The sequence below is a fragment of the Fulvivirga sediminis genome, from assembly GCF_016757215.1.
Taxonomy (GTDB): Bacteria; Bacteroidota; Bacteroidia; order Cytophagales; family Cyclobacteriaceae; genus Fulvivirga; species Fulvivirga sediminis.
In genome coordinates, this window is the sequence record NZ_JAESIY010000002.1 from 447690 (window position 1) to 468420 (window position 20731).

A 20731-nucleotide genomic window follows, 5' to 3' on the forward strand; every position below is an offset into this window, starting at 1 on the left:
AATGCTTACTCTTCATCCACATCAAATTTGCGATCGAGCCGATTCATGAGTACAACATAAACAAATATGAGTATGACAAAAACATAAATAGAGCCCTGCTGAGCAAACCAAAAGCCCAACTTGGCACCGCCTATATGAAATTGATTAAGCCGATCTGCCAGTAGTATCCCAAAGCCAAAGGACACCACAAACCAAATGCAAAGCAGTATTATAAGGTATAAAAGATTTCTTTTCCAGTACTGTTTATGATTGTTCTGGTTCATGAGTAGCGAGGTTAGTAGTTAAGCTAAATAATTAAACAATTTAATGAATTTTTATATTTAAACAATCATTGAATGGTTTAATCAGCTTAGATGCTACCCACCTACAGAATGAATAGAAGTGACACCAATATTCCATAAGTCGATGACCTAAGACTTACCTACACGTGGTATAATTCTTAACTCCTTTACAGCTTGCTCTTTAGATTCAGAAAATGAAGTCACATTTATTATGTTTACGCTTACAAACCAACTAAAATAGTTCAGGATACTACAGCATCAATCTTTCTTTTTATTACGATACCCAAACCATGCATGATCAAATTTCACTTTAAGGAAAATCAGTTTTTCCTTTACCTGGGGAATTAGCTGATTTAAATCATTTAATAGTATATCGTTCTTGCCTAATAGATCTTCTAGGAGATATTTTAAAGTTAAATTCTTTTCTTCCGGCCACATTTCAGCTACATGGCGTTTCTTGGTAATACCCTTCTTCTCTTTCCAGGTAATATACCCCTTCCCTTGCTTGATCCCTTCCCACTGACTAGCCGCTTTACGTTCCTTTTCAGAGAAAAAAACCTGAAATTCCTTATACTGGGTGACATCACAAAAATGCTTAAACATATTATAGGCTCTATGCACATATTTACCTGCCTTTATAAGATCAGAGACATTTTCTGTCTTATTTAAGCTGTGCATTGCAAAACCAATCTGCTCTATAAAACCATGATAGTATTCGGCAGGAGTTAATTTTAGTTTCTTAAAATTTTCACCTTTATCTCTTTTATACATCAAGTCCAGCATTTGCTTATTTACCACCACACCTATCACCGACCCCTGGGTGTAATAGGCTTCATTAGCATATGCCAGAGCAATTGATTTTGCAGTTTTTAATTCTACATAGGCGTCATCTGCCTTCTTTCTAACATCCTTATCTCGAGGTGCATTTCTGAGCTTATACTTCCAAAACTGAAATTTATGCCTTGCTACCAATACATTCGCTTCCAGCTGCCGTTCGTATTCTCTATTCTCTGGTGCTATTTTAGATAAAGATTCTTCGGTAAGCCCCGCATTAGCTTCTGACGAATTCCCTTTCTTCGCCTCACTGACGCTGCGATTCCGTTCTGAAAAATTAACTTCCGCTTTAATTATCTGCTTTGCTATATCTTGTTTAAATTCATCTGATGCATTGCGTTTTGAAGTTTCTTTATATGCATCCCAATCATCATCGGTCATATTTACACGCATCATTAACATAGCCATTTCCTGTTGCTCTCCAATATCTCTTTCTATGGCATCTTTATCCGTGAGTACATGCGTTCTCCATGCAGAGTCGGTATTAAAATATTTATTATCTGAATCATGGCTTAGCGTCCCATTTTTCTTCAGGTCAAAAACCTTTTTTGGCACAAAATCCTGCGCATAAAAATTAACATCATATACCACACCGGATTCCCTTCCATGCCCATACCTTTTTTTAAAGGTTTCATTTAGCCACTTCACTGCGAATTCGGTACCGTCTCCACTCAAATTAACATCTATATCTGAAGTAGGATTAGTACTGCCGGGCACATTACCTTTTACCTCCTTAATATCGTATTTAATATCAAGTTCTAAGGCCCTCAATTTAACATCCATTTTTTCGACTTCGTCTTGCTCTATGACATTCTTCTCTTTTTTTTGATGACTGAAATATTGCTCCCTCTTCTTTACTTCATCTTCACGAGCAACTGTTTTAACCTCATTTAATAATTTCTCTGTTATCTTAGCTCGATAATCCAGCAACTTCTGCATACCATGCGGACCTTGTTTGGCGGCCTGAGTAGGCCCCTCAGGATGATGAAGCTTTCCATTTTTAAACTGCTTCAGCACTACAAACCAGTTGTTTTTAGCATGTTTGTAAACATATTTATCAGGGTCATCCGCGGCCAGCTGATTTTTTTTTCTATTATCCAAAAGCACCGCATTACCTCCATTGCCTTGCGCTTCGTTTTCAATGCCTCCTCTTTCTTCCCTTTTTTCTTTATCGGCTTTAGGCATAGTGAATTAGTGGTTAGTGTTTTGAAAAGAGAATTAGTTCTTATGTGGTACAAGTTGATTTATGCAACAGAGTAAGGGTATGTTAGTCTAATACAGAAGGTGAGAGAAAGGACGAAAACTATAATCCATGGTATATTCAAAGATCCTTTAACCAGTCTAGAGCCACAAAACCAACATTATCATCAAAATCACCCAAAGTCATCGGGGTTCAAAACGGAGGCATCATTATATCATCATCATCATCATCATAAAATATAGGCATAGGGGGTGGCATTTCTGGAGGCATGAACATTCCGTCATCCTCAACTTCCTCTGTTATGGGAGCTGCATATGTACCTGCTTCTCCTACTGGCCAGTCTTTTAAGGTATCTGTAGATATTTTACGGAGCCTCTCCTTATAAAGCTTTTTAGCGTCTTTACGGAGTGTCTCTTTATCGTAATCATAAATATCAGAAAATCGATCTTTTCTGGATGGCCCTTCTACATGCTTCACCGCACGAGGATATAGTACCTGTGCAGGTGAGTATTTTCTCAATAATGCATTTAAGTAAGTAGCATCCTCTTTAATGCTTGAAATATTAGTATGATCTTTTTCTATAATAGCTATCCTCTCATCTCTCTTTGTATTATCTCCATCAGCATGAACCTGCAACCAGAGCTTCATTTTTATATGTTCCAGAAGATCAATGATCATCAATTCAGCTTTATCCTGTTTATACTTGGGAGTATAACTTTTTAAATTCACACTTTCTGAGGTTTCTGTAACACCTATTATCTTTCGAGGATAAGCATTTTTAGGAATTTTCCTTTTCTCTTCCCGGCTGGGCTGTTGCAACAGATCTCCCGCTTGAATTAAAACTCCTGGCTGGTTTAAGTACCATCGTAATGGACGACTAATACGTGCACCTTCTTTATTGTCTCCAATTGTAACAAATCCATTTTTTGTTGCAGGCGATGCAAAACGGGTCGTCAGATTAGGCATCAAGTCTTTATGTTCAATAAAGCCAAACACATAGTCTTCGTTCTGTAAATATAAGTCAGCTACAGTGGTTTTCCTATCGATATCCTTACCCGCAATCTTCGCCTCGTCTTCTCTCATCTTTAAACTCTTCAACTCCCCTACCTTGGTAATTATATTTTCGTGCTTACGATTAAAATAAAAACTGACAATTAATTGATCTAACATTCCCAACAACCTTGTTGACATTTCAGTCATTATCTGCTCTAACCACTGCATGTCATTCGCTGTGTGGTCTTTGTTATACTTTAGTTCATTTTGTACCCTTTGATTCCGCTTTAGTTCATTAGTGAAATATTCTCCCTTTTTAAAATGATTAAATGCCGATGTGGCCCTATCTTTTTTTATTTTAATTCTTTTCGTAATTTCATTAACAGTAATGTTTTTCTTTGCATCACTAAAACCATACGCTTCCCATATCTTAGCCACCAAATCAGACTGCCACCACTCTTTAAAATCTATTTCCTCCTTATTTAATAACTTTTTTAGTTCTGCCAAACTATTAACCGTATCCTCAGGGGCTTTCTCCACTTTTAATTGATGTACATTATTACTAAAAAGAGTATGGTTAGCTACTGTTTGCTTATTATCTTGAAGAGTAGGGCTACTGAAAGTTTGACTTAGCTGTGCCCTCTCCCCCATCACATCTGCCTCTTTTTCCAGCCCGGCATCATCATTAATAGCTACTTTGCTTTTTAGCTGTCTTGTAGGTTTAACACGGCCTTGCTTCTGCTGCACTACGTGCCAGGCTTCGTGTGGTAAGTGTTTTTCCTGCCCCGGTGCCAAGTGAATATCTGTGCCTTGTGCGTAGGCATGGGCTTGTAATTGAGCTGGCTTGCTGGAGTTAAAATGTACTTTTACGTCATCCATGCTATAGCCAGAGAGGTTTTCTATTCCCGATTTCAGGTTATCTGGCAGATCGGTTTTATTGGCTTTCCGCTGAATAGGATTATCAGCCTTTGACGATGCGGACCGCATCACCGCCTGTGTCTTTCTTTGAAAAACTGTACTTTCCCGATTATCCTCCATAGTAGCAGCTCCTCCAGGAGATGCTTCTTCCTGTACTTGCTGAACCGGCTGGCTTTCTTTTATATAATCATTCTGTGATTTCATCATTTTTTAAGTATCAAATCCACAGCTCGTCAGCGATGTATTCTTTGACTTGCTTTCATTATTTTATACAATTTCCTCATCCAATAAGCCATCTAAGAATGCATCCAGGCCATTTTTTTGAGCACAAACCAGTGTTTTCTCCGCCGCCCTTAATAATTGATCTATATTTTTTTCAGAGGCATCCGTCATATCAGGATTATAGGTTCGGTATTGATCTGGTGTATCTATTCTTAGAAAGTCTCCCATGGCATCGGGTTTTAGCGTTCCATAGACTCTGTTCATTTGATAAGTGACAGTGTCCGCACTACCATCCATCATTATTTCGGGTACTGTCTTCGCCCATTTGAGCAAGCTCCATTTATGACTTTTACTAATTCCAGGAATATCAAACACGCCACCTCCTGTACCTATCGAGAGTATATACATATCCTCCGCTGTAGGACATTCATTATTTCTTTCCTCAAAGCAAGAGCTGCGTGCTTCGGCATAAGCACACATAAGCGGGTTATTAGCAAATACGCCACCGTCTATGTTGAGTAATTGCATCTCTTCTGCGCAAGGGCTAGGAGCTATATTTTTAATTTTTACTGGAGGAAAATAGGTAGGTGCAGAAGCGGTAGAAATTAACGCATCACGCACATAAAATTCTCTTTTTGCTCTATCTTCTCTACTTATAAAAAAGAAAGAAGACTTAGTATTCATATTATAAGTGGGAATAAGACATGGCTTTAACAAATCACTCATGTGCATGTCTCCAAGTTTATCTTGTAATAGTTCTCTGAGGTAAGTAGAATCAAAAGATGTCGCATTGCCCAGCCCCCAAAACCTTTTCCATGAGGATCTTTGAGACTTATTGAAGATATTAAATCCTTCATCCACATAAAATTTAAGGGCGTCGTTAGCCGAGAACTTAGCCCTTTTACTTCCTTCGGACTCTGGAGCTAAATAAATACCTGTTAAAATACCCCCTGTACTGGTACCCGCTATCAGGTCAAAATGATCTGAAAGAGAAGTACCGGGTGCTTTCTCTTGAAGATATTCCTCTGCATACTTTAATACAAAAGCTGAAATAACTCCTCTTATACCTCCTCCATCCAAGGATAAGATTCTCACTTTCTTTTTTGCTTTTGGATCCATAACGGATACGGAAGAATTTGCTTTATGATTATTTTCCATTGTTAGTTTAATTTGAGCCTCTAGTATTTCCCACCCTTCTTAGCTCATGATAATGCCTTCTTTATATAATTCTTGTTGTATAGCCTCATTGAGCTCTTTTTTAATAATGTGCTTACGCTTTGCTTTTAATGCTCGCAGGGTCGATTTTCTTACCACGTTCATCATTACCCCACCTGCTATTTCATATTTTTCTGCCAGATCCCACAAGTCTATTTCAGCCTCTAGCGGTAACTTTTGCGAAAAGGACTGCTGCCACAACTGATGCCGCTCTGCTACTCCTGGCATTCGAAATTCTATCATAGATTGAAACCTTCTGGTAAAAGCTTCATCAATATTTTCTTTAAGATTAGAGGCTAAAATTACTAGCCCTGAAAAGTCTTCGATACGTTGCAACAAATACCCTATTTCCTGATTTCCATACCTGTCATTAGCAGTATTTACCTGGGTGCGTTTACCAAAAAGTGAATCCGCCTCATCAAAAAACAGAATCCATTTTTGCTTCTCTCCATAATCAAAAACCTTCGCCAAGTTCTTTTCAGTTTCGCCTATATATTTAGATACCACCATACTGAGATCTATCCTATATACAGGCCTACCTGTACTTTTACCTAACAATGCCGCTGTCATAGTTTTGCCGGTGCCTGGCGGGCCGTAAAATAGGCTTTTATAACCTGGCTTTAATCGCCTACCCATGCCAAGATCTTGCATGATCTCTTCTTCATATTCTGCCCAGTATTGAATTTCTCGGAGGCTCTCCATGGTCTTTCTATTGAGCACCACATCGTCCCAATTAAGTGATGTATCTACTCTCTGAGCAGGGAAGTCAGCTCCATAAACGGGCGTATACTCTTGCCCGCAAGTAAGGAAGTCAACATACTCATTTGCAATAAGCCATTTACCACTCAACCGGGGTGAATTCTTACTATTGGTAGCACTATCTAAAATACGGCTAGTATAAAAAACATGGTCTGTCTTGAAAATATATTGATAATGCAGGCGTGCATAAATATTTTCACCTGCAATAATAAACATGGCCGTTTCCGCGGTAGGAATCAAGCCCAGGTGCCCATCCATAAGTATACCCCCAAACTCACTATAACGGCGGTCATAATCATGGTTTTTAGTAAGTAGAACATCTAGTAAAGAGGGCTGAATATGCGGTACTAATGCCAGAATTAAAACCAGCCTTTCGGCAGGGTTTAGCTCATTACTATTTACAAAGTTAGCATAGCTTCCTCCTTTTTTTCTTAAATCTGGCACAGGAAGCTCGCTGATATCTAGGTAATTGGTTTCCTGCTCAAAATGCAAGGCCAGTCGTACACTAATCACATGACTCAGCCAATCTAACTCTTGGGTGAGTACTGTTGCTTGCTCTTCTATATTTATCTTCTGTGTCATAACCATTCCACCAATAAAATTTCGTTCATCCATGGAAGCTTCACGGTATTAAAGCCCCATGGCAATTTTTCTAAAGTAATATCATAGGTTTCTTTTTTTACCTGAAGTAACCAATGCCCATCTTTGGTACTGAGAATGCCTTCGCGCTGAAGGTAGGAAGTACGAAAGCTCAATAGCTTTAAGTTTTTCCAATAAGGACCTCGAGATATTACTGCCTTGAGCATATGATCACAAAGCTCCTTTTCTTCGTCTGCGAGAGGTTCTATAGAAAGTGGCGCTGCTAATGACAGCCCACACAGCACCTTATTTAGCGCCAAAAGGCCTTCAAAGGCTGTTGGATCTGCATCCACTAAATATTGTAGTACTGCGGCTGACTTTTGCTGCGCATTTTCGTTACGAAACTTTCTTTCCTTCAGTAAATGTAAGTTCTCAAACAGACGAATAAGAAAGGGCCACAGGATAACCAAGCCGGCATTAGTGACACCAATAAAGTCCGTTTTATTGAAGTTATTCTTCACCTTTTCAATCACCGCTACCTCAGGCTGTTTTTGCTTCAGCTGATTGCGAAATTCATTTATACGCTGGGCTATAGGCCTAATAGTGGCCTCCACCACCTGCTGATAAGCTCCCTGTTTTTCAACCCTGAGATTTTTGAGCATGTGCACATAAGTGAGTAAGGACTCCATTTGAGCCTGGGAAAAGGTAATAAATAAGGGCTGATTTATGAGATCAGCTAGCTGATTGAACACAGCAGCCCATTGCTGATTTTCTTGATAAAGCCCTTTAATATTGTTTATTGCAGCCTGTAGGTCCTGAATTAAATGTTGTTTTTGCCGTCTCTCTCCCTGGGGCAATAAGTGATCAGGAAGTGGTATGTTGCCAATTGTCTTGATCGTTTTATAGATCAGTATTTCCTCGCTATTTACCTTACCATGAGTAGATACTTCATTATAAACTATTCCAAAAAAGGTTTTATTCCATTGAGCTGGTTCAAAGCCATCGCTATTCTTTAAAAGTATGGCCAGCTTCTCTTTTGCTTTAGCTACTGATGGTGGCATGTGCCCCATTAGCAGCTCAATACAACGAGTGACCTGATCGGCTGAGAAAGTATTTAAAAATCGCTTAGAAAATTCTGCATCCTGCCCTACTCTTCTGATGGCAGACTTGACTTCAGCATTGGCATTGATCAAAAGATCATTTAAAATATGATGAAGATACTCCCTGCTTTGGGCCTGCACCCACCAGGGTAAAATGCCTGTCATTAAAAAGTAAAACAATGTTTCCAGAGGTCTTTCTTTGCCCCTTTCCAATTCTACCAAGTCGCTCTTCAAAATAACAGCCTCATCGTGTTCTAAAACCTCCTTTAGCTTTTCATCAAATGCTGTTTCCAATTCTGCCAGGCTTACCTTACCCAGATCCAGATTCAACTCATCAATGCGATACTGACCACCATCTGCACTAATGTTATCACAGTATTTATTAAGAATAGGCATAAGCTTATCATGAAACAGTTTACTCACTTTATTTTGCATATCAGTGCTGCTAGCCCTATCTGACAGATGAATTTCTATAATTTGCTTATTGATGATATGTTTTTGAGAGGTCATTACTGCTGGCTAAGCGCTGATAAAAACTCGAAATATGCCTGATCAAATGCTTTCATTTCCTCCAGCTCTAACCACTGAATATGGCAGCGTACATGCACAGGGGACTCTTCTCTGATGGTGTTTTCTATAAACCTTTTGAAATTCTGACTCTGATACCTTTCTACCCAAGCAGGTAGCATAAAGGTGAGCTGCAAAGAATAAGGATCGGTGCTATTTTTAAAAAGCCAACGCCCTTGTGTACTTCCTTGAAAAGGAATGGCTATTTCAACACTATTATCTGTAACATTATGTACCCGGTGTACACCGTCATAAAACTCTGATCCATGGATTTCTATCACATCATCAGTGCTAAGACCATGACCTGAAATCATGCACAGCGTGTTTGCTGAATCTGATACTTCATCAAATGCTTTAATTGGTGAGGTAAACACCCAATAGCGTAAATCATCCTTCCAACTTTCATCTTCTATCGGCAGAGATCTGAGTAGAATATGCTCTACCATGTGAAAGCCTTCGGCATCTCCATCTCCCAGATTTACTCGCGAGAAATCTTCTATCCCTATTTTGCTGGCTATCCGCTTTTCAAGTCCAGAAATATTATTTTTTAGTGAAAAGTCAACCGAATAATTTAAACCATTTCCTCTATTAGCACTGAGCTCAGGATAGTTTTTCAGGAAATTTGATTTAACATTAATAAGATCTTCGGCAGAGCTCTGATTTTGTCGCTGCACAGGGTCTTGTAGCAGCATAGCATATGCTGTAAAAGTTTCGCTAAAGCGGGCCAGCAGATGGTTTAAAAATTTGTTTTTTCTTACATAATCTGGATGTTTCGCTTCTCCATTACCCTTCAAATAATTTTGATAACCCTCCGCATTGACTAAAAGATACTCTAGCTCTGGCTGGACGTCTATTAATGACTGTCTGAAATAAGTCTTTTTATCATTGCTTTCATAACTCATTAAATCTTTGAAATGAGCGATTTGTGAAAAATAATTAGCCAGTAGCTGATCAAAAAACATGAGGTAGCCTTTGAGCTGATTAGCTTGTGCCTTTCTATGCGCTGGAGCAGAAGCTGGAAGTGAAGCTGAACCAATAGCATAGTTTGAAGGAAATTCGTTTTGGATAGAGTAATACTGCTCTAGCTCCTGATCATTTGTTTCAGAGATGATAATATCTCTTTCATTTTCAGGCAGTTTTAAATACTGCTCTTGATTTCTTTTATCATAAAAGAGCCTTTCCACCCGACTTGGATCAACACTCACTTCTATACCTTGCTTCACAAAACTGAGAGATTCCAGTGATTTTCTTAATTGAAGATTTGGGGTTTTACTATGGTCTAATGCCAGCACCCAGTCTTCTATATTTTCTGATCCGGTGGATAATGAAAATTGATTCACTGCCTGCACTTCACTTTCATCCATTATCTCACGAATCAGGTCAGAGGTATGAAGCTCATGTTTGCGGGTTCCTTTTTCTAAATCTTCATTTCTGATGAAACCATGATTGAGAGCTGGTCCATCAAAAATATCATCAATACTCTCTCCCATGTCCAGCATTTCTCTAAGGCTATAAGAAGGAATTTTAGGAGAAATATGTGCTGCTACCCTGAATAATATATTAGCAACAAACTGATCCATATCTTCTACTTGGCCTATTTCAATTCTTCCATGTAACCGTATTGGCTGACTATTTAATAAGATAATTTCATTGTAATCTTCACAAATGCTCCTACACGCTCTTAACCTGGCTCTAACGTCTGCAGTAAGGTTTGTATTTACATCGGCTGATTCTTCTTTTTCAAATTCTATCCGATATAAGCCTTTTATAATACTCTTTCCCAGATTTTCCTGAGATACCTCATTATTCCAGGGAGCAGGAAACTCTTGATCCATCACCTTTTCTACCCAGGCGTTCTTCACCCCTTTCACATCAATTACGATTTTGCGGATATCTTGTATAGTAACAGGACTGGTGGTTAAAATAGACGCCGGACTATAGAGATCTCGATAAGAGCTGGAATCGTCTCTGCCTATAATATCTTTTATGTTATTGTCTATCCTATAACTCAAATCTGTAATAGCATAGCAAAGCTGCTCCAGAATAGTAATGCCCGGATCATGCGTGTTGTGATCAGTCCAGATATTTCCTGCAAGTTGCTGTATATGTTTAATACCCTCCTTACGGAGAAAATCAAAGCTCAATGCTGAGTCTGCTGGAAGTTCTTTAGGTATAGTGAGTGGCTTTATCATGAGGCTAATAGTCTTCTAGATTGATTAAAGTTTAATGATATAAGCAAGTACATAGTAAGGCGGCCTATTTTCATGGGGCTGATTATTACCAGTTTCGTTAGTGGTGAAGTAGTGTTTGTGATCACCTGAAGAAGCAGTAGTTCTGGTGGTAGAGCCATAAAAATCTCTTGAACTTCCTGTTGCCGATCCGTCACCACTGGCTTTGGCACCTGTAAAATCATGCTTATGAGCACCTGTGTTATTTGTTACACCTGTGTGACTGTGTGCTGGTAAGTTTCCTTTAGTCAAAGTAACTTGCTCCGCACCTCCTTTATTACCTATAGCATTATAATCGCCATTACCACCAAAGCCTACTACAAATTTCCCTGTAAGGTTAGGAGTTCCATTCTCCCCATTGCAAAGCGCCCACCCGGCGGGAGCTTGTGCTCCTGACCACATACAAATCACCCCTTGAGGAAGGCGATTGTCTACATAGGCTTTTACCGCTTTTTGCGTGGAAATACGTTGGTCAGAAGCGTCATTAGCATCAAGATCTTCCCTCTTTGAAAAGTTAGAAGCCGACAGTAGTCCTTTCACGTTCATTCCACCCTCGGCATATATATTTAGCTTTCTGGTGGTTTCATTATCACCACTAGCCATTCCAAATATGTTTAAAACATTTTCTTTATCTATAGAAACTTGTGCTGAACGCAGGCCTCTGCCAGCGTTGGCTCCTCCAAACAGAATACTTTCACTGCTTATGTTCATAGCGGAAGTAGGTATCTGGTCTTCTTGCGCACCTACAACGGAAAGTGGTGCCTCTGGCTCACCCTCTCCTATTCTCACTTTACCATTTTTCACTATAAAATGAGAATTTCCATCCTCCTTATTCAATGATAATGATCCTGCCTGATTTTCTTGGGAAACTTCGAAAATGTTCTTTCCTGAACTATGAGACTTGGCAGCTATAATGGGCTGTTTAGACTTACCTTTAACCGTAAGTCTGGCCTCTGGCTCTATAGTACCTATTCCTACATTTCCACCACCTGATTGAATATATAACTTGCTCTGCCCACTACTATCGCTAATATTCAATCCGGGTTTATTACTCTCCGGCAGGTTGGAGTCTACCCTCGGGTTTAAACCTAAACTCCAGGTGGGGTTATCATCTTCAAAACTAGAAAATAGATCTAGCACCCTCTGAGTTCCAGAAGCATCTCCATCAGCTTCCAAAGCAATGGGACCTCCTTGCGGTTTGGTGATACCGTCTTCTACCTGATTAAAGGTGGCTTCAATGAGCTCTGCAAACTGCTTTTCTGTTGGTATTTTAGTGGCCAGGAAATAGTTTTTCAGCTCAGTCCTGTTTTTCTTATTTATTTCCATTATTTATAAGGTCTTTTTATCTATTTTTTTGATCATCTGTTAAAGCAGGTCTTTACCTACCTGGAAGTCCAGCTCTACTTTCATGTAATTAATACCCTCGAAAATTTCCTGGTCGTATCCATTTTCATCCACCACATCTATCTCATGTGAAGTAGCCGACACAAGCACCATGTCCGGTTTGCTAGCTACTGCCTTGTTTTCTCCATTGTTTATGGTTCTCACATCTGTAAACCTCTTTCCATCTTCACTTTGAAAGAGTTTCATATTGGCCACATATTCTATATAAGGCTGCTCTGCTATATGATTGACAATAACACTGGAGTAGATGGCCCCACCTATGGTTATATCATTTCCCTTTCTGTATGCCCATGGCGACAGAAACTGCTTTATTTCTTCTATGAGAAGGCCTTTGTAAAAACCTTCATTATATCCGGCTTTAAACTTCACCACGCAGCGTGTTTTTATTTGTAAATAGCTGGGGTTCTTCACTGAAATATTGGCAAAAGCCGGAGCCACATGATCAAGATGAGTTTGTATTCTTTGCAAGGTATCTGCAGGTACTTTTGGCTGAAAAGGATCAAAAGGCAACTTTCCACGTATATCAGGCACCACCATCACCGTAACCTCATATGCTTCATATGCTTCAGGCAGGCATTTGACCTTATACACTTCAGGGAATTTATCCAGAACAATACGCTCATAATCCCACATGTTAATGGCCCTATTTTTATGCCTTAGCCGCTCACTTATTCGTGTATAAAACATGCTATCTTTTTCGGCCGGCTTACCTTTACTGGAAGTGAAAGGCTGCTGTATCTGCCTTATATTCGGATTTGGCAGTAGGGTTTGTGTAATAGAGCCTGCTGCCAAAAGCTCTACAAAATGATTAGCCTCCACCTGCTCCGTAATAAAGGTGGCGTTCACAGCTTGCGCCAATATGGCTATGGCATCTGATATACCAACGGTATTTTTATTACAGCTGAGCCTTATCCAATGCAACCCCTCGGGCATAATGGTATTGTGGTCAGTGGCATCTGCAGGCACTTTTACCTGAACAACTCCCGTATTTAACAAGCCGTTGGTGGTGTCTAAGAGGATATCTCCATCACTTATAAATTGCCATTGATTAGCTTTTAAATAACTCCATTGTATTTGGGCTCCACCAAAATCAGGGTTGGCACTACCTTCTGCCATTTGAAATAAAACAGATAGTATCTGTGGTTTTATTAGCCTGCCGATACCCAGATATAAATACCCTTCATCATTATAAGCCGGAATCAAATTCGAGCCACCCGCTGTATTTACAGCCTCGCATCCAAATGGATGAATATGATAAAAAGTATTCAGGTTGTCATTTTCAAGCAACTCTGTATGAGAGGAATACCCCACTCTCAATGTTTTTATTTTTGGAGTAAAAGCCGGATATATGTTAGCCTCAGGACCTTCAGGTTGTGAAAATAATGTACCTTGAAAATCAGGATGAGTAAGTTCAAGCCTAAAATAGCGATCCCACTCAAGCACTTCTTCCTCCTCGCTTTCCACTTCGGGCCAGGCTTTATATTTGAACGGTGAGGTCTCACTGATTTTTTCCGGAATTTTCGCGATCACATAAGCGCTCTCATCAGGAATCAATTTGATGGATTCCAGTGCTAGTTCTACCCTTTTATCATGAAGGTAAGCCTTAGCGGTAAATTCACCGGATGCATTATCGTCACCTTTGGGAAAATGATTGATAAGATAATCGTTGGTAGATTTCATCCACTCTAGCTCAAGGCTCAAGTCATTCAACCTTTTACTTGCCATCTCTTCATTAGCCAGGTAGAAACTGCAGCCCGGTTCCGGTTCAAAGCCAAACGGTTCAAAAGGCTTTTTAGGATCTAAGGCAGATTCATCGTTTTGTAAAATAACATTTCTGATGCCCTGCACATCTACATGAAGATGAGTCTTTTGAACTTTTAAGTTCATCAATTTTTCATAATGACTTATATATTTTTTATTGGTCAGTATGTTATTCAACTTAAAAGCTAAAACAGGAAATTCCGCATTAATTTGTAGTTCATCTTCATCGGAAACTAGCGGTTCAACAGGACTATCATCTTCAGAGAGCCTAATGAAAATTTTTAGAGCCGAAAGATAAACGGCATCCTTATCATATTTCTGAATGCTTGCTCTCGCCTCTGTTTTACCTACTTTTTGAACCTGCACGGTGTTTACACCTTCTATTAAGTTGATTTTATAAATACTTCCATCACTCCAAACCAGGTACCTTCCCAAATCTGTTTCATCGAAATTAGCTCCAGATGTGGCACTTACATTGTTACCCTTTATGGTGGCAGAGTAGATTTCTATAGGATCTGCTACGAAATTATCTCCGAAAGAAAAATTGACATCAGGCTTAATCCATTCATTTTTTGTAGATAGTAATACCTGAAATGGGTTTAAACTCTCATCAGTATTGTTTATAAGCTTTGAGATCATCTCATGATCGAGATTTACAGGATTAAGAGCTATGGTAGCAGTTATTTCTCTGCGTCCTTCTTTCAAACTAAGAATAGGAGAGCTTATGGCAAAACCCATTGATGCTGGCTTCAACTGTGCCTGATCGTTAGTCTGATAGCCACCAAAGGTTTTAAATCTAAGGCTTTCCTCTTTTCCTCCGGAAAGGGTGAAAGTAGCGCTTTGAGCATCAGGTTCAGCATATATATTTTGCAATTCCTCTTTCTCCGGAGTAGGTAAAACAAAGCTTCTCACCTTCCTATCTGCCAGCTCTAAAAGGTCATATACCTGTTGCCACTCTGCTGCTGTAGCATTAGTTTTCTCATTTGTTACTATAAGGCTTTGAAAGTCACTAGTAGTCAGAAACAACTCCCTTTGTATGTAGTTACGAGCTTCTTGCTTCAATGAATCTAACCCTTCATCATTAGAATTCAAGTCATCATATATCTGTCTTAATGAAACTTCCGTCCCTCTGTAAGGAGGCAGTTGATCTCCAGGAGAAGGTGTACCATATACATATTTGATCAGCGCATCAAAACCTTCCGCATCATGCAGTTCTTTAAGTTCAGCCTTACGCTTAGCGATGATCTTATTTTTGTAAGCTCGATCTAATATCTGGTAAACTTTATTCCAATCGGCTTCTGCAACATATTTCTTAGAATCAAGATCGTTTAAGTGAGTTTGAATAATAAAACGGAAGTCATCTAATGACAAGAAGAGCTGCTGCTTTATATAATTTTGTTTTTTTGTATCTGTATTTAGCTCATTGAGCAGCGCTACCAGATCAGTGACTCCTTCCGGCAAAGCAGGTAAAGGATCTGACGGGGCAGGAACACCCAATGCCATTTCCATCATTTTGGCAAAGCCTTTATCTGGCCTGTCTACATTATTTAAATGAGAATCTTGAATGGAAGAGGTACTCTTCGCCACAAAAACAGTTTTAATCTGCTCTATTTTTGCCTGGCTTATTACGGTATCATGGTCTGTTTTATAATGAAGCTCATTTCCACTTTCATCTTTGCCAGCATATAAAAGAGTGCCGGCCTCCACCTCTAGCTGATCAATATCTTCAGTAAGCTCTAAAAGCACATGCACCAAATCAGGCACAGCTCCTTTTGGCGTAAGGCCAAGTTTCTCCCTAAAATAAAAGTCGAGATGCTTTTTAGTTAGTCCGTTTATTTGAGTCTTTACATGGTCCAGAAGCTTGAGAAAAGTCATAAAAAGAACCACTTGCGGCCTGCTTAGCTTATTATGTAAACTGGCATTATCCTTAAACCTTTTAGGGTACTCTACATATTCCGTAAGCTGCTTGGCCCACTTATTCCTAATTATATCCTGATTAGCACGTGTCTCTTTATAGTAGGTTTCAAAATCATCTACCAGCAGACCTTCCCAATTGGTTGAAGGCTGATTATCCTGATTAAAAAACCGTATTTCGGTAGCCAGGCGCTGGGCTTCTTTAATAAGATCTTCAAAGCCTCGCTCTTCCACCTGTACATAATCAGGCCTCAGAGCGTCACTTAAGCGATCTTTCTGACTTGTGCCGTCGCGAAAAATGAGTTGATTTGAATTTTTATTACTGATCATTGAATACTTATCTAGGTGGCTTTAATTGTTTTATTCACTGGCAGAAATTTGCCAAATCCTTTGTAGGTAGACATAGGATCCGGATTGGTAGTGGCAGGATCTTTTGCTTTAATAGTTACTTGAAACTCGGCTTCGAATATGCTCCCCTTAAGAATAATCTCCTTACCGCCACTACTCACTTTTTTAGTAAGCTGCTTCCCTTGTAATTTTTTAATTTTTAAGGTGCCGAAACCGCCCACAAAAACTCCTGCTACATAAGCACAATTGGTAACGGACACTTGCTTGATATCATCTTTTACACAAACTGGTTTCCCTTTAATGGTGGTTTTTCCTGTACCTCTTATCACACCTGGTTTTACAGCCACTACGGCATTACCAAATACGGGTGTAAACACCACAATATCCTTATCTATTATTATTTGATCTGGCACTACAGTTATTATATATTGATAGAAGCTTCGTTCAAATAAAAGGGGTATACCAGGTTATGCCGATTATTGGTGGCAGGCACCAGGTAGGTAATAGATATGTGTAAAAGGCCGTTTTCTCTCTTTACTTCAGTAATGTTCACCTCCTCTACCTGCACCCTGGGTTCGTGGGTTAAAATAGCGTCTGATACAGCATTACGTATTTCATTGATCAGGCTTTGATCAATTTCTTCAAACAGATAGTTGGTAAGTTCACAACCAAAGTCAGGAGCCATTACCCGCTCATTGAGTGATGTAGACAGCAATATTTTTAGGCTCTGTTGTATATCCTGCTCACCACTTACAAGTTCTAACTCGCCTCCTCCTGCATGAAAAGCTGGGGGAAAGGACCATCCTCTACCTAAAAAATCATTTTCCATTTTCTGTCAATGTCGATGTTGATGCTTCTACGTGATCACTACTACTATCTCTCTCTATATTTTGATCTTTTAACTGTGCAGCCCCCTGCGCCTGAATAGTTCTTATCAGGTCTACCACCTTATGGTAAGGCTGCTGGCCTAGCGCTGAAAGAATGACGTTGGCCTCATCTACACTGATCTCTATTTGTATTTTCTGTGATTTTTCCATGATTACAGTCATTTTATATCAAATCCACCTTTTTACCTTTAATACTGATATTTTTCTTGGCCTCTATTGAAAGATTGCCCTTTGCTGTCATTTTTAAGTCTTTTGAGCTGTTGATCGTTATTCCATCACTGCCCATAAGCAACTGATTTCCATGGGCGTCGTCCATGCTAATGGTGCCCTCCTCATCGTTAATGTAAATGCGATTGTTTTTACCAGAAAGCAATATGGTTTTCTCTACATCGTCAAATAGCAGCTTATAGCCAGATTTGGTAATGATTCCCTTTTGAGCATTTTCTTTCGAAACCTTTACGGGAGGCTTGTTAGCCGCACTATGCATGGCCCCTAAGATGATGGGCTGCAGTGGATCATCATTTAAAAATCCAATCACCACCTCATCATCTAATTCTGGCCGGAAGAAAAAGCCCCGCTCATCACCAGCATCAGGAGAAGCATAACGTGCCCAAACAGGGCTTGAACCTGCTCCAAAGGCAGGGATGTATACTTTTACACGCCACTCATTATTAGGATCTTTCTCAAAAGCTCTAATAACTCCGGTTTGAAGTCCGTTTATGGCAGGAACCACCCCCCCAATATGGCTATCAGTAAAATCTATTTGTGAGTTTAGCCATTCTGCATCCATCCCTAACTGCAGATGGGTTGTCCAGTTTTGCACTGACAGCTGATGCCTGATGCCTGTAATTATATTTGCGCCACTGTACTTTTTGCTAAAACCTGCTATTTTCAGCACCTGACCTACCTTCCACTTTCCTGATCCCTGTAATTTTATGGAACCTCTCATTAAAGCCAGAGTAGATTTCATTTCACGGGCCTTGCTCCATGTATTATCAATCGCTGTTGGCTTACTCTGAACTTTGGCTGTTTTAGCTTTGGCTAATTCTTGCTTATGGGCTTCCCAACCAACGGATTCACCCTTATTGTATTCAGAACGGCCATCTACCTGCAGATCGAAATCATAAATTTGATCCATCCCTAGCTCAAGTGAGTTATCTTGCCCATCTATCTTTGGGATTATGGTAGATACCCTATCATTTTCTGCATAAACCAACTGCCCATTTGCTGCTGCTCTGCACAGCATAAAATCCCAATCAGAAACGTAATATTGTACCATCTCCGGATGCTTCTGGGTAGTAGTTGCCACCTTAGAAACCAGTTCTGGCTTGTACTTACCTATGATTTTATTAATGATATCCTCATCTTTTTCCTGATTAAAGACAGTATGATGCCTTTCTTTGGTCATGGCAATGGCCTTTCCACTGAGCTCTACCATGAGGGTAGCAGCATTATGGCTAAGCTCGAGGCTGTGATTGACCACTATTCCCGAAAACTCTTCTTTCTCAGTGCCATCAGCGTAGCTAACGGCTACATCTACTTTTTTACCAATATCAAACCACCCTTCATCTAAAATCTCGAACTCTTTTCTAGATATATCACCCCCCTTAAACCTGAGTTCTGCTAAAGGTATTTTATTAAATTCTTTAACAATATCCAGATAAATTAGCTGATGATCAGCTTTCACCACTTTACCATCGCTTTTTAATATTACAGAAACTACCGACATACCTTATTTCTCTATAGGTGGGAAAAATATCTCTTTACCCACAGGGATATTTCTAAAGTCTTTAAGACCATTCGCCTTGGCTACATATAGATAATATCCTGCAGAGCCATATATTTCCTGACACATTCTAGGAAGTTGATCACCTGCCTTAACTACACGGGTATGCGTTAAATCAGGAGAACTCTTATTCTCTTTTTTCAACCTTTCAGATTCGTCCAGGTCTCCGAAGAATGAGGTATCTAATTCAGCCCTTAGAGGCACCCCACTGCTGTCAAACAGTGAGTAATTGATGTCCAGAGATTTTAGTCGGCATTTGAAGTTCAAATCTCCCCAGAGAATAGTTAAGCATTTAGGCTCATGAATTTGTCCATCCATCAGCGTAGTGAGTTCTAAAAATCGCTTTACCTCCTTATAAACATCCTTTGAGGTACTCCCTAGCACATCCAAACCATAATTACTAACGCCGGTATTATCCAGGATAATCTTCAGCTTCAGCTCTTCAGGTTTACTTAATGCATAATTCGCCTGTCTGCCACTGGCATTAATTGCCTGATCTTTAGAATACAAATTCTCATACCGAAGAGAATAACTCTCAGGATTGAACATAACATAAAACGTATCGTGGCGTCCTCTTCTTGCTGTAGATTGATATGAGTTAATCTTCAGCTTTTCCAGATTAAATAAGTTCAGCGATTCTATCATACTATCTTAATTTTTTTCTTTTCAAAGCTTTAAACACCTCATCCACACAGTCCTGTATAAGCTGGGTTCTATCCATATCCGATTCAATTGCCTGAGCCTGAGGTTTTTGATCTTCGGTGATTACCGCCCTGATCACTATTTCTCTAATTTCAACTGGCATCTTTTAAATTCTTACGGTTTGAAATCTGGTGTAAGCGAGTTCCATCTTTTCTATCAATACAGTATTAGATTGGGCATCTAGCTCAGAAATAGCCCACTTTACCGGGTAAGCCTTAAAATACAACCAAGCACCCAGAGGAACTCCGCTTTCATTGAACAGGGTAACCAGCACATTTGAAGGATAAAACTTAAACTGCGAAAATGTCTGATTAAACTCTGCTACGAGCGGAGAGACTGTAGCGTAGCCACGATCTAACACCAGATTGCTATAGTTCACGTGCTCTGGAAGGCGGTGTGTATATAAATTTTGCCCTCCTTCTCTAATTGTTGAGGTTTGTATTTCTGTGTTTATACCAGAAACTTTTTGAAACCGAAAGTCAATGGGATTAGGTATACTACCACCAGCAAAAAAGAAGACTCCAAACCTGTGTGAAAGTGGTGGGTTTGGATTTAAGGCATCTATTAATTCCATAGTGTTTATTTTTGGTGTTTAATAGTTAATCCATGTGCCACCAGCTCCATGCTTTCAATAGCTACCGAATTACTATCCGCATTAAAAGCTGGTGCATCTAACTTAAATGGTAAGGCTCTGGAAACTTGCCAGCTTACCATGCCTGTACCATCTTCGTCACACAGCTCTATAAGAACATCTCGCTTATCACCCTTATCCAGCCAGGTGGTGAGATATTCTCTATGCTTGGTAACACCTCTTTTTAGATTAACTTTCACAGGCTTAGCTTGACCTCTGATGAGGTTTATGCCCATTAAAAAGCCTAATCCATGACGATAGTCAACATAATCATAATCTATTTCCAAGCCTGATACTTCTGAAAAAGACATCGTTTGGCTACCGTCAATGGTTACCCGATAGCTGTAAACAGGTATCGGGTAATCGTCTGAAATAGTCACTTTACCTAGAGCCATGTGAAT

17 protein-coding genes are annotated in these 20731 nt (G+C 39.6%); all 17 read right to left on the minus strand.

The genetic code is table 11. The annotated features are described in order from the left end of the window. Positions 1–5 precede the first annotated feature (5 nt). Complete coding sequence (locus tag JL102_RS05245) at positions 6–263, minus strand: DUF4212 domain-containing protein (protein ID WP_202243193.1); 258 nt, start codon at positions 261–263, stop codon at positions 6–8. Between the two features lie 276 nt (positions 264–539). Beyond that, positions 540–2300 (minus strand): hypothetical protein, encoded by a 1761-nt coding sequence (locus tag JL102_RS05250; RefSeq protein ID WP_202243194.1) that lies wholly within the window; start codon positions 2298–2300, stop codon positions 540–542. A gap of 208 nt (positions 2301–2508) precedes the next feature. Continuing rightward, the gene (locus tag JL102_RS05255; RefSeq protein WP_202243195.1) at positions 2509–4434 is read right to left on the minus strand and encodes an eCIS core domain-containing protein; all 1926 of its coding nucleotides are present in this window, start codon (positions 4432–4434) and stop codon (positions 2509–2511) included. 60 nt (positions 4435–4494) lie between these two features. Further along, positions 4495–5607 carry a patatin-like phospholipase family protein gene (locus JL102_RS05260; RefSeq protein ID WP_202243196.1) on the minus strand — a complete coding sequence of 371 codons (1113 nt, stop codon included), beginning with the start codon at positions 5605–5607 and terminating at the stop codon, positions 4495–4497. A 39-nt stretch (positions 5608–5646) separates the two neighbouring features. Beyond that, positions 5647–7038, minus strand: coding sequence for an ATP-binding protein (locus JL102_RS05265; RefSeq protein WP_202243197.1), 1392 nt, complete (start codon positions 7036–7038; stop codon positions 5647–5649). Next, positions 7002–8612, minus strand: a complete 1611-nt coding sequence (locus tag JL102_RS05270) for a contractile injection system tape measure protein (RefSeq protein WP_202243198.1) — start codon at positions 8610–8612, stop codon at positions 7002–7004. Before JL102_RS05270 ends, JL102_RS05265 begins: the two co-directional genes overlap by 37 nt. Then, positions 8612–10861: a hypothetical protein gene (locus JL102_RS05275; protein WP_202243199.1), complete on the minus strand. Its 2250-nt coding sequence runs from the start codon at positions 10859–10861 to the stop codon at positions 8612–8614. Before JL102_RS05275 ends, JL102_RS05270 begins: the two co-directional genes overlap by 1 nt. A gap of 24 nt (positions 10862–10885) precedes the next feature. Further along, complete coding sequence (locus tag JL102_RS05280; protein WP_202243200.1) at positions 10886–12223, minus strand: phage baseplate protein; 1338 nt, start codon at positions 12221–12223, stop codon at positions 10886–10888. 39 nt (positions 12224–12262) lie between these two features. Beyond that, complete coding sequence (locus JL102_RS05285) at positions 12263–16306, minus strand: baseplate J/gp47 family protein (protein ID WP_202243201.1); 4044 nt, start codon at positions 16304–16306, stop codon at positions 12263–12265. A gap of 11 nt (positions 16307–16317) precedes the next feature. Beyond that, positions 16318–16737, minus strand: a complete 420-nt coding sequence (locus JL102_RS05290) for a hypothetical protein (protein ID WP_202243202.1) — start codon at positions 16735–16737, stop codon at positions 16318–16320. 8 nt (positions 16738–16745) lie between these two features. Then, complete coding sequence (locus tag JL102_RS05295) at positions 16746–17153, minus strand: GPW/gp25 family protein (protein ID WP_202243203.1); 408 nt, start codon at positions 17151–17153, stop codon at positions 16746–16748. Then, positions 17143–17361, minus strand: a complete 219-nt coding sequence (locus JL102_RS05300; protein WP_202243204.1) for a hypothetical protein — start codon at positions 17359–17361, stop codon at positions 17143–17145. The genes JL102_RS05295 and JL102_RS05300 overlap by 11 nt, the downstream gene beginning before the upstream one ends. A 13-nt stretch (positions 17362–17374) precedes the next feature. Then, on the minus strand, positions 17375–18940 hold the full coding sequence (locus JL102_RS05305) for a phage baseplate assembly protein V (RefSeq protein ID WP_202243205.1): 1566 nt from the start codon (positions 18938–18940) through the stop codon (positions 17375–17377). A 3-nt stretch (positions 18941–18943) separates the two neighbouring features. After that, the gene (locus JL102_RS05310) at positions 18944–19642 is read right to left on the minus strand and encodes a CIS tube protein (protein ID WP_202243206.1); all 699 of its coding nucleotides are present in this window, start codon (positions 19640–19642) and stop codon (positions 18944–18946) included. Position 19643: 1 nt separating this feature from the next. Next, positions 19644–19802: a DUF5908 family protein gene (locus JL102_RS05315; RefSeq protein WP_202243207.1), complete on the minus strand. Its 159-nt coding sequence runs from the start codon at positions 19800–19802 to the stop codon at positions 19644–19646. A 3-nt stretch (positions 19803–19805) separates the two neighbouring features. Continuing rightward, positions 19806–20273, minus strand: coding sequence for a phage tail protein (locus JL102_RS05320; protein ID WP_202243208.1), 468 nt, complete (start codon positions 20271–20273; stop codon positions 19806–19808). Between the two features lie 5 nt (positions 20274–20278). Beyond that, a complete protein-coding gene (locus tag JL102_RS05325; RefSeq protein ID WP_202243209.1) occupies positions 20279–20725 on the minus strand; it encodes a phage tail protein in 447 nt (148 codons plus the stop codon). Positions 20726–20731: the final 6 nt, after the last annotated feature.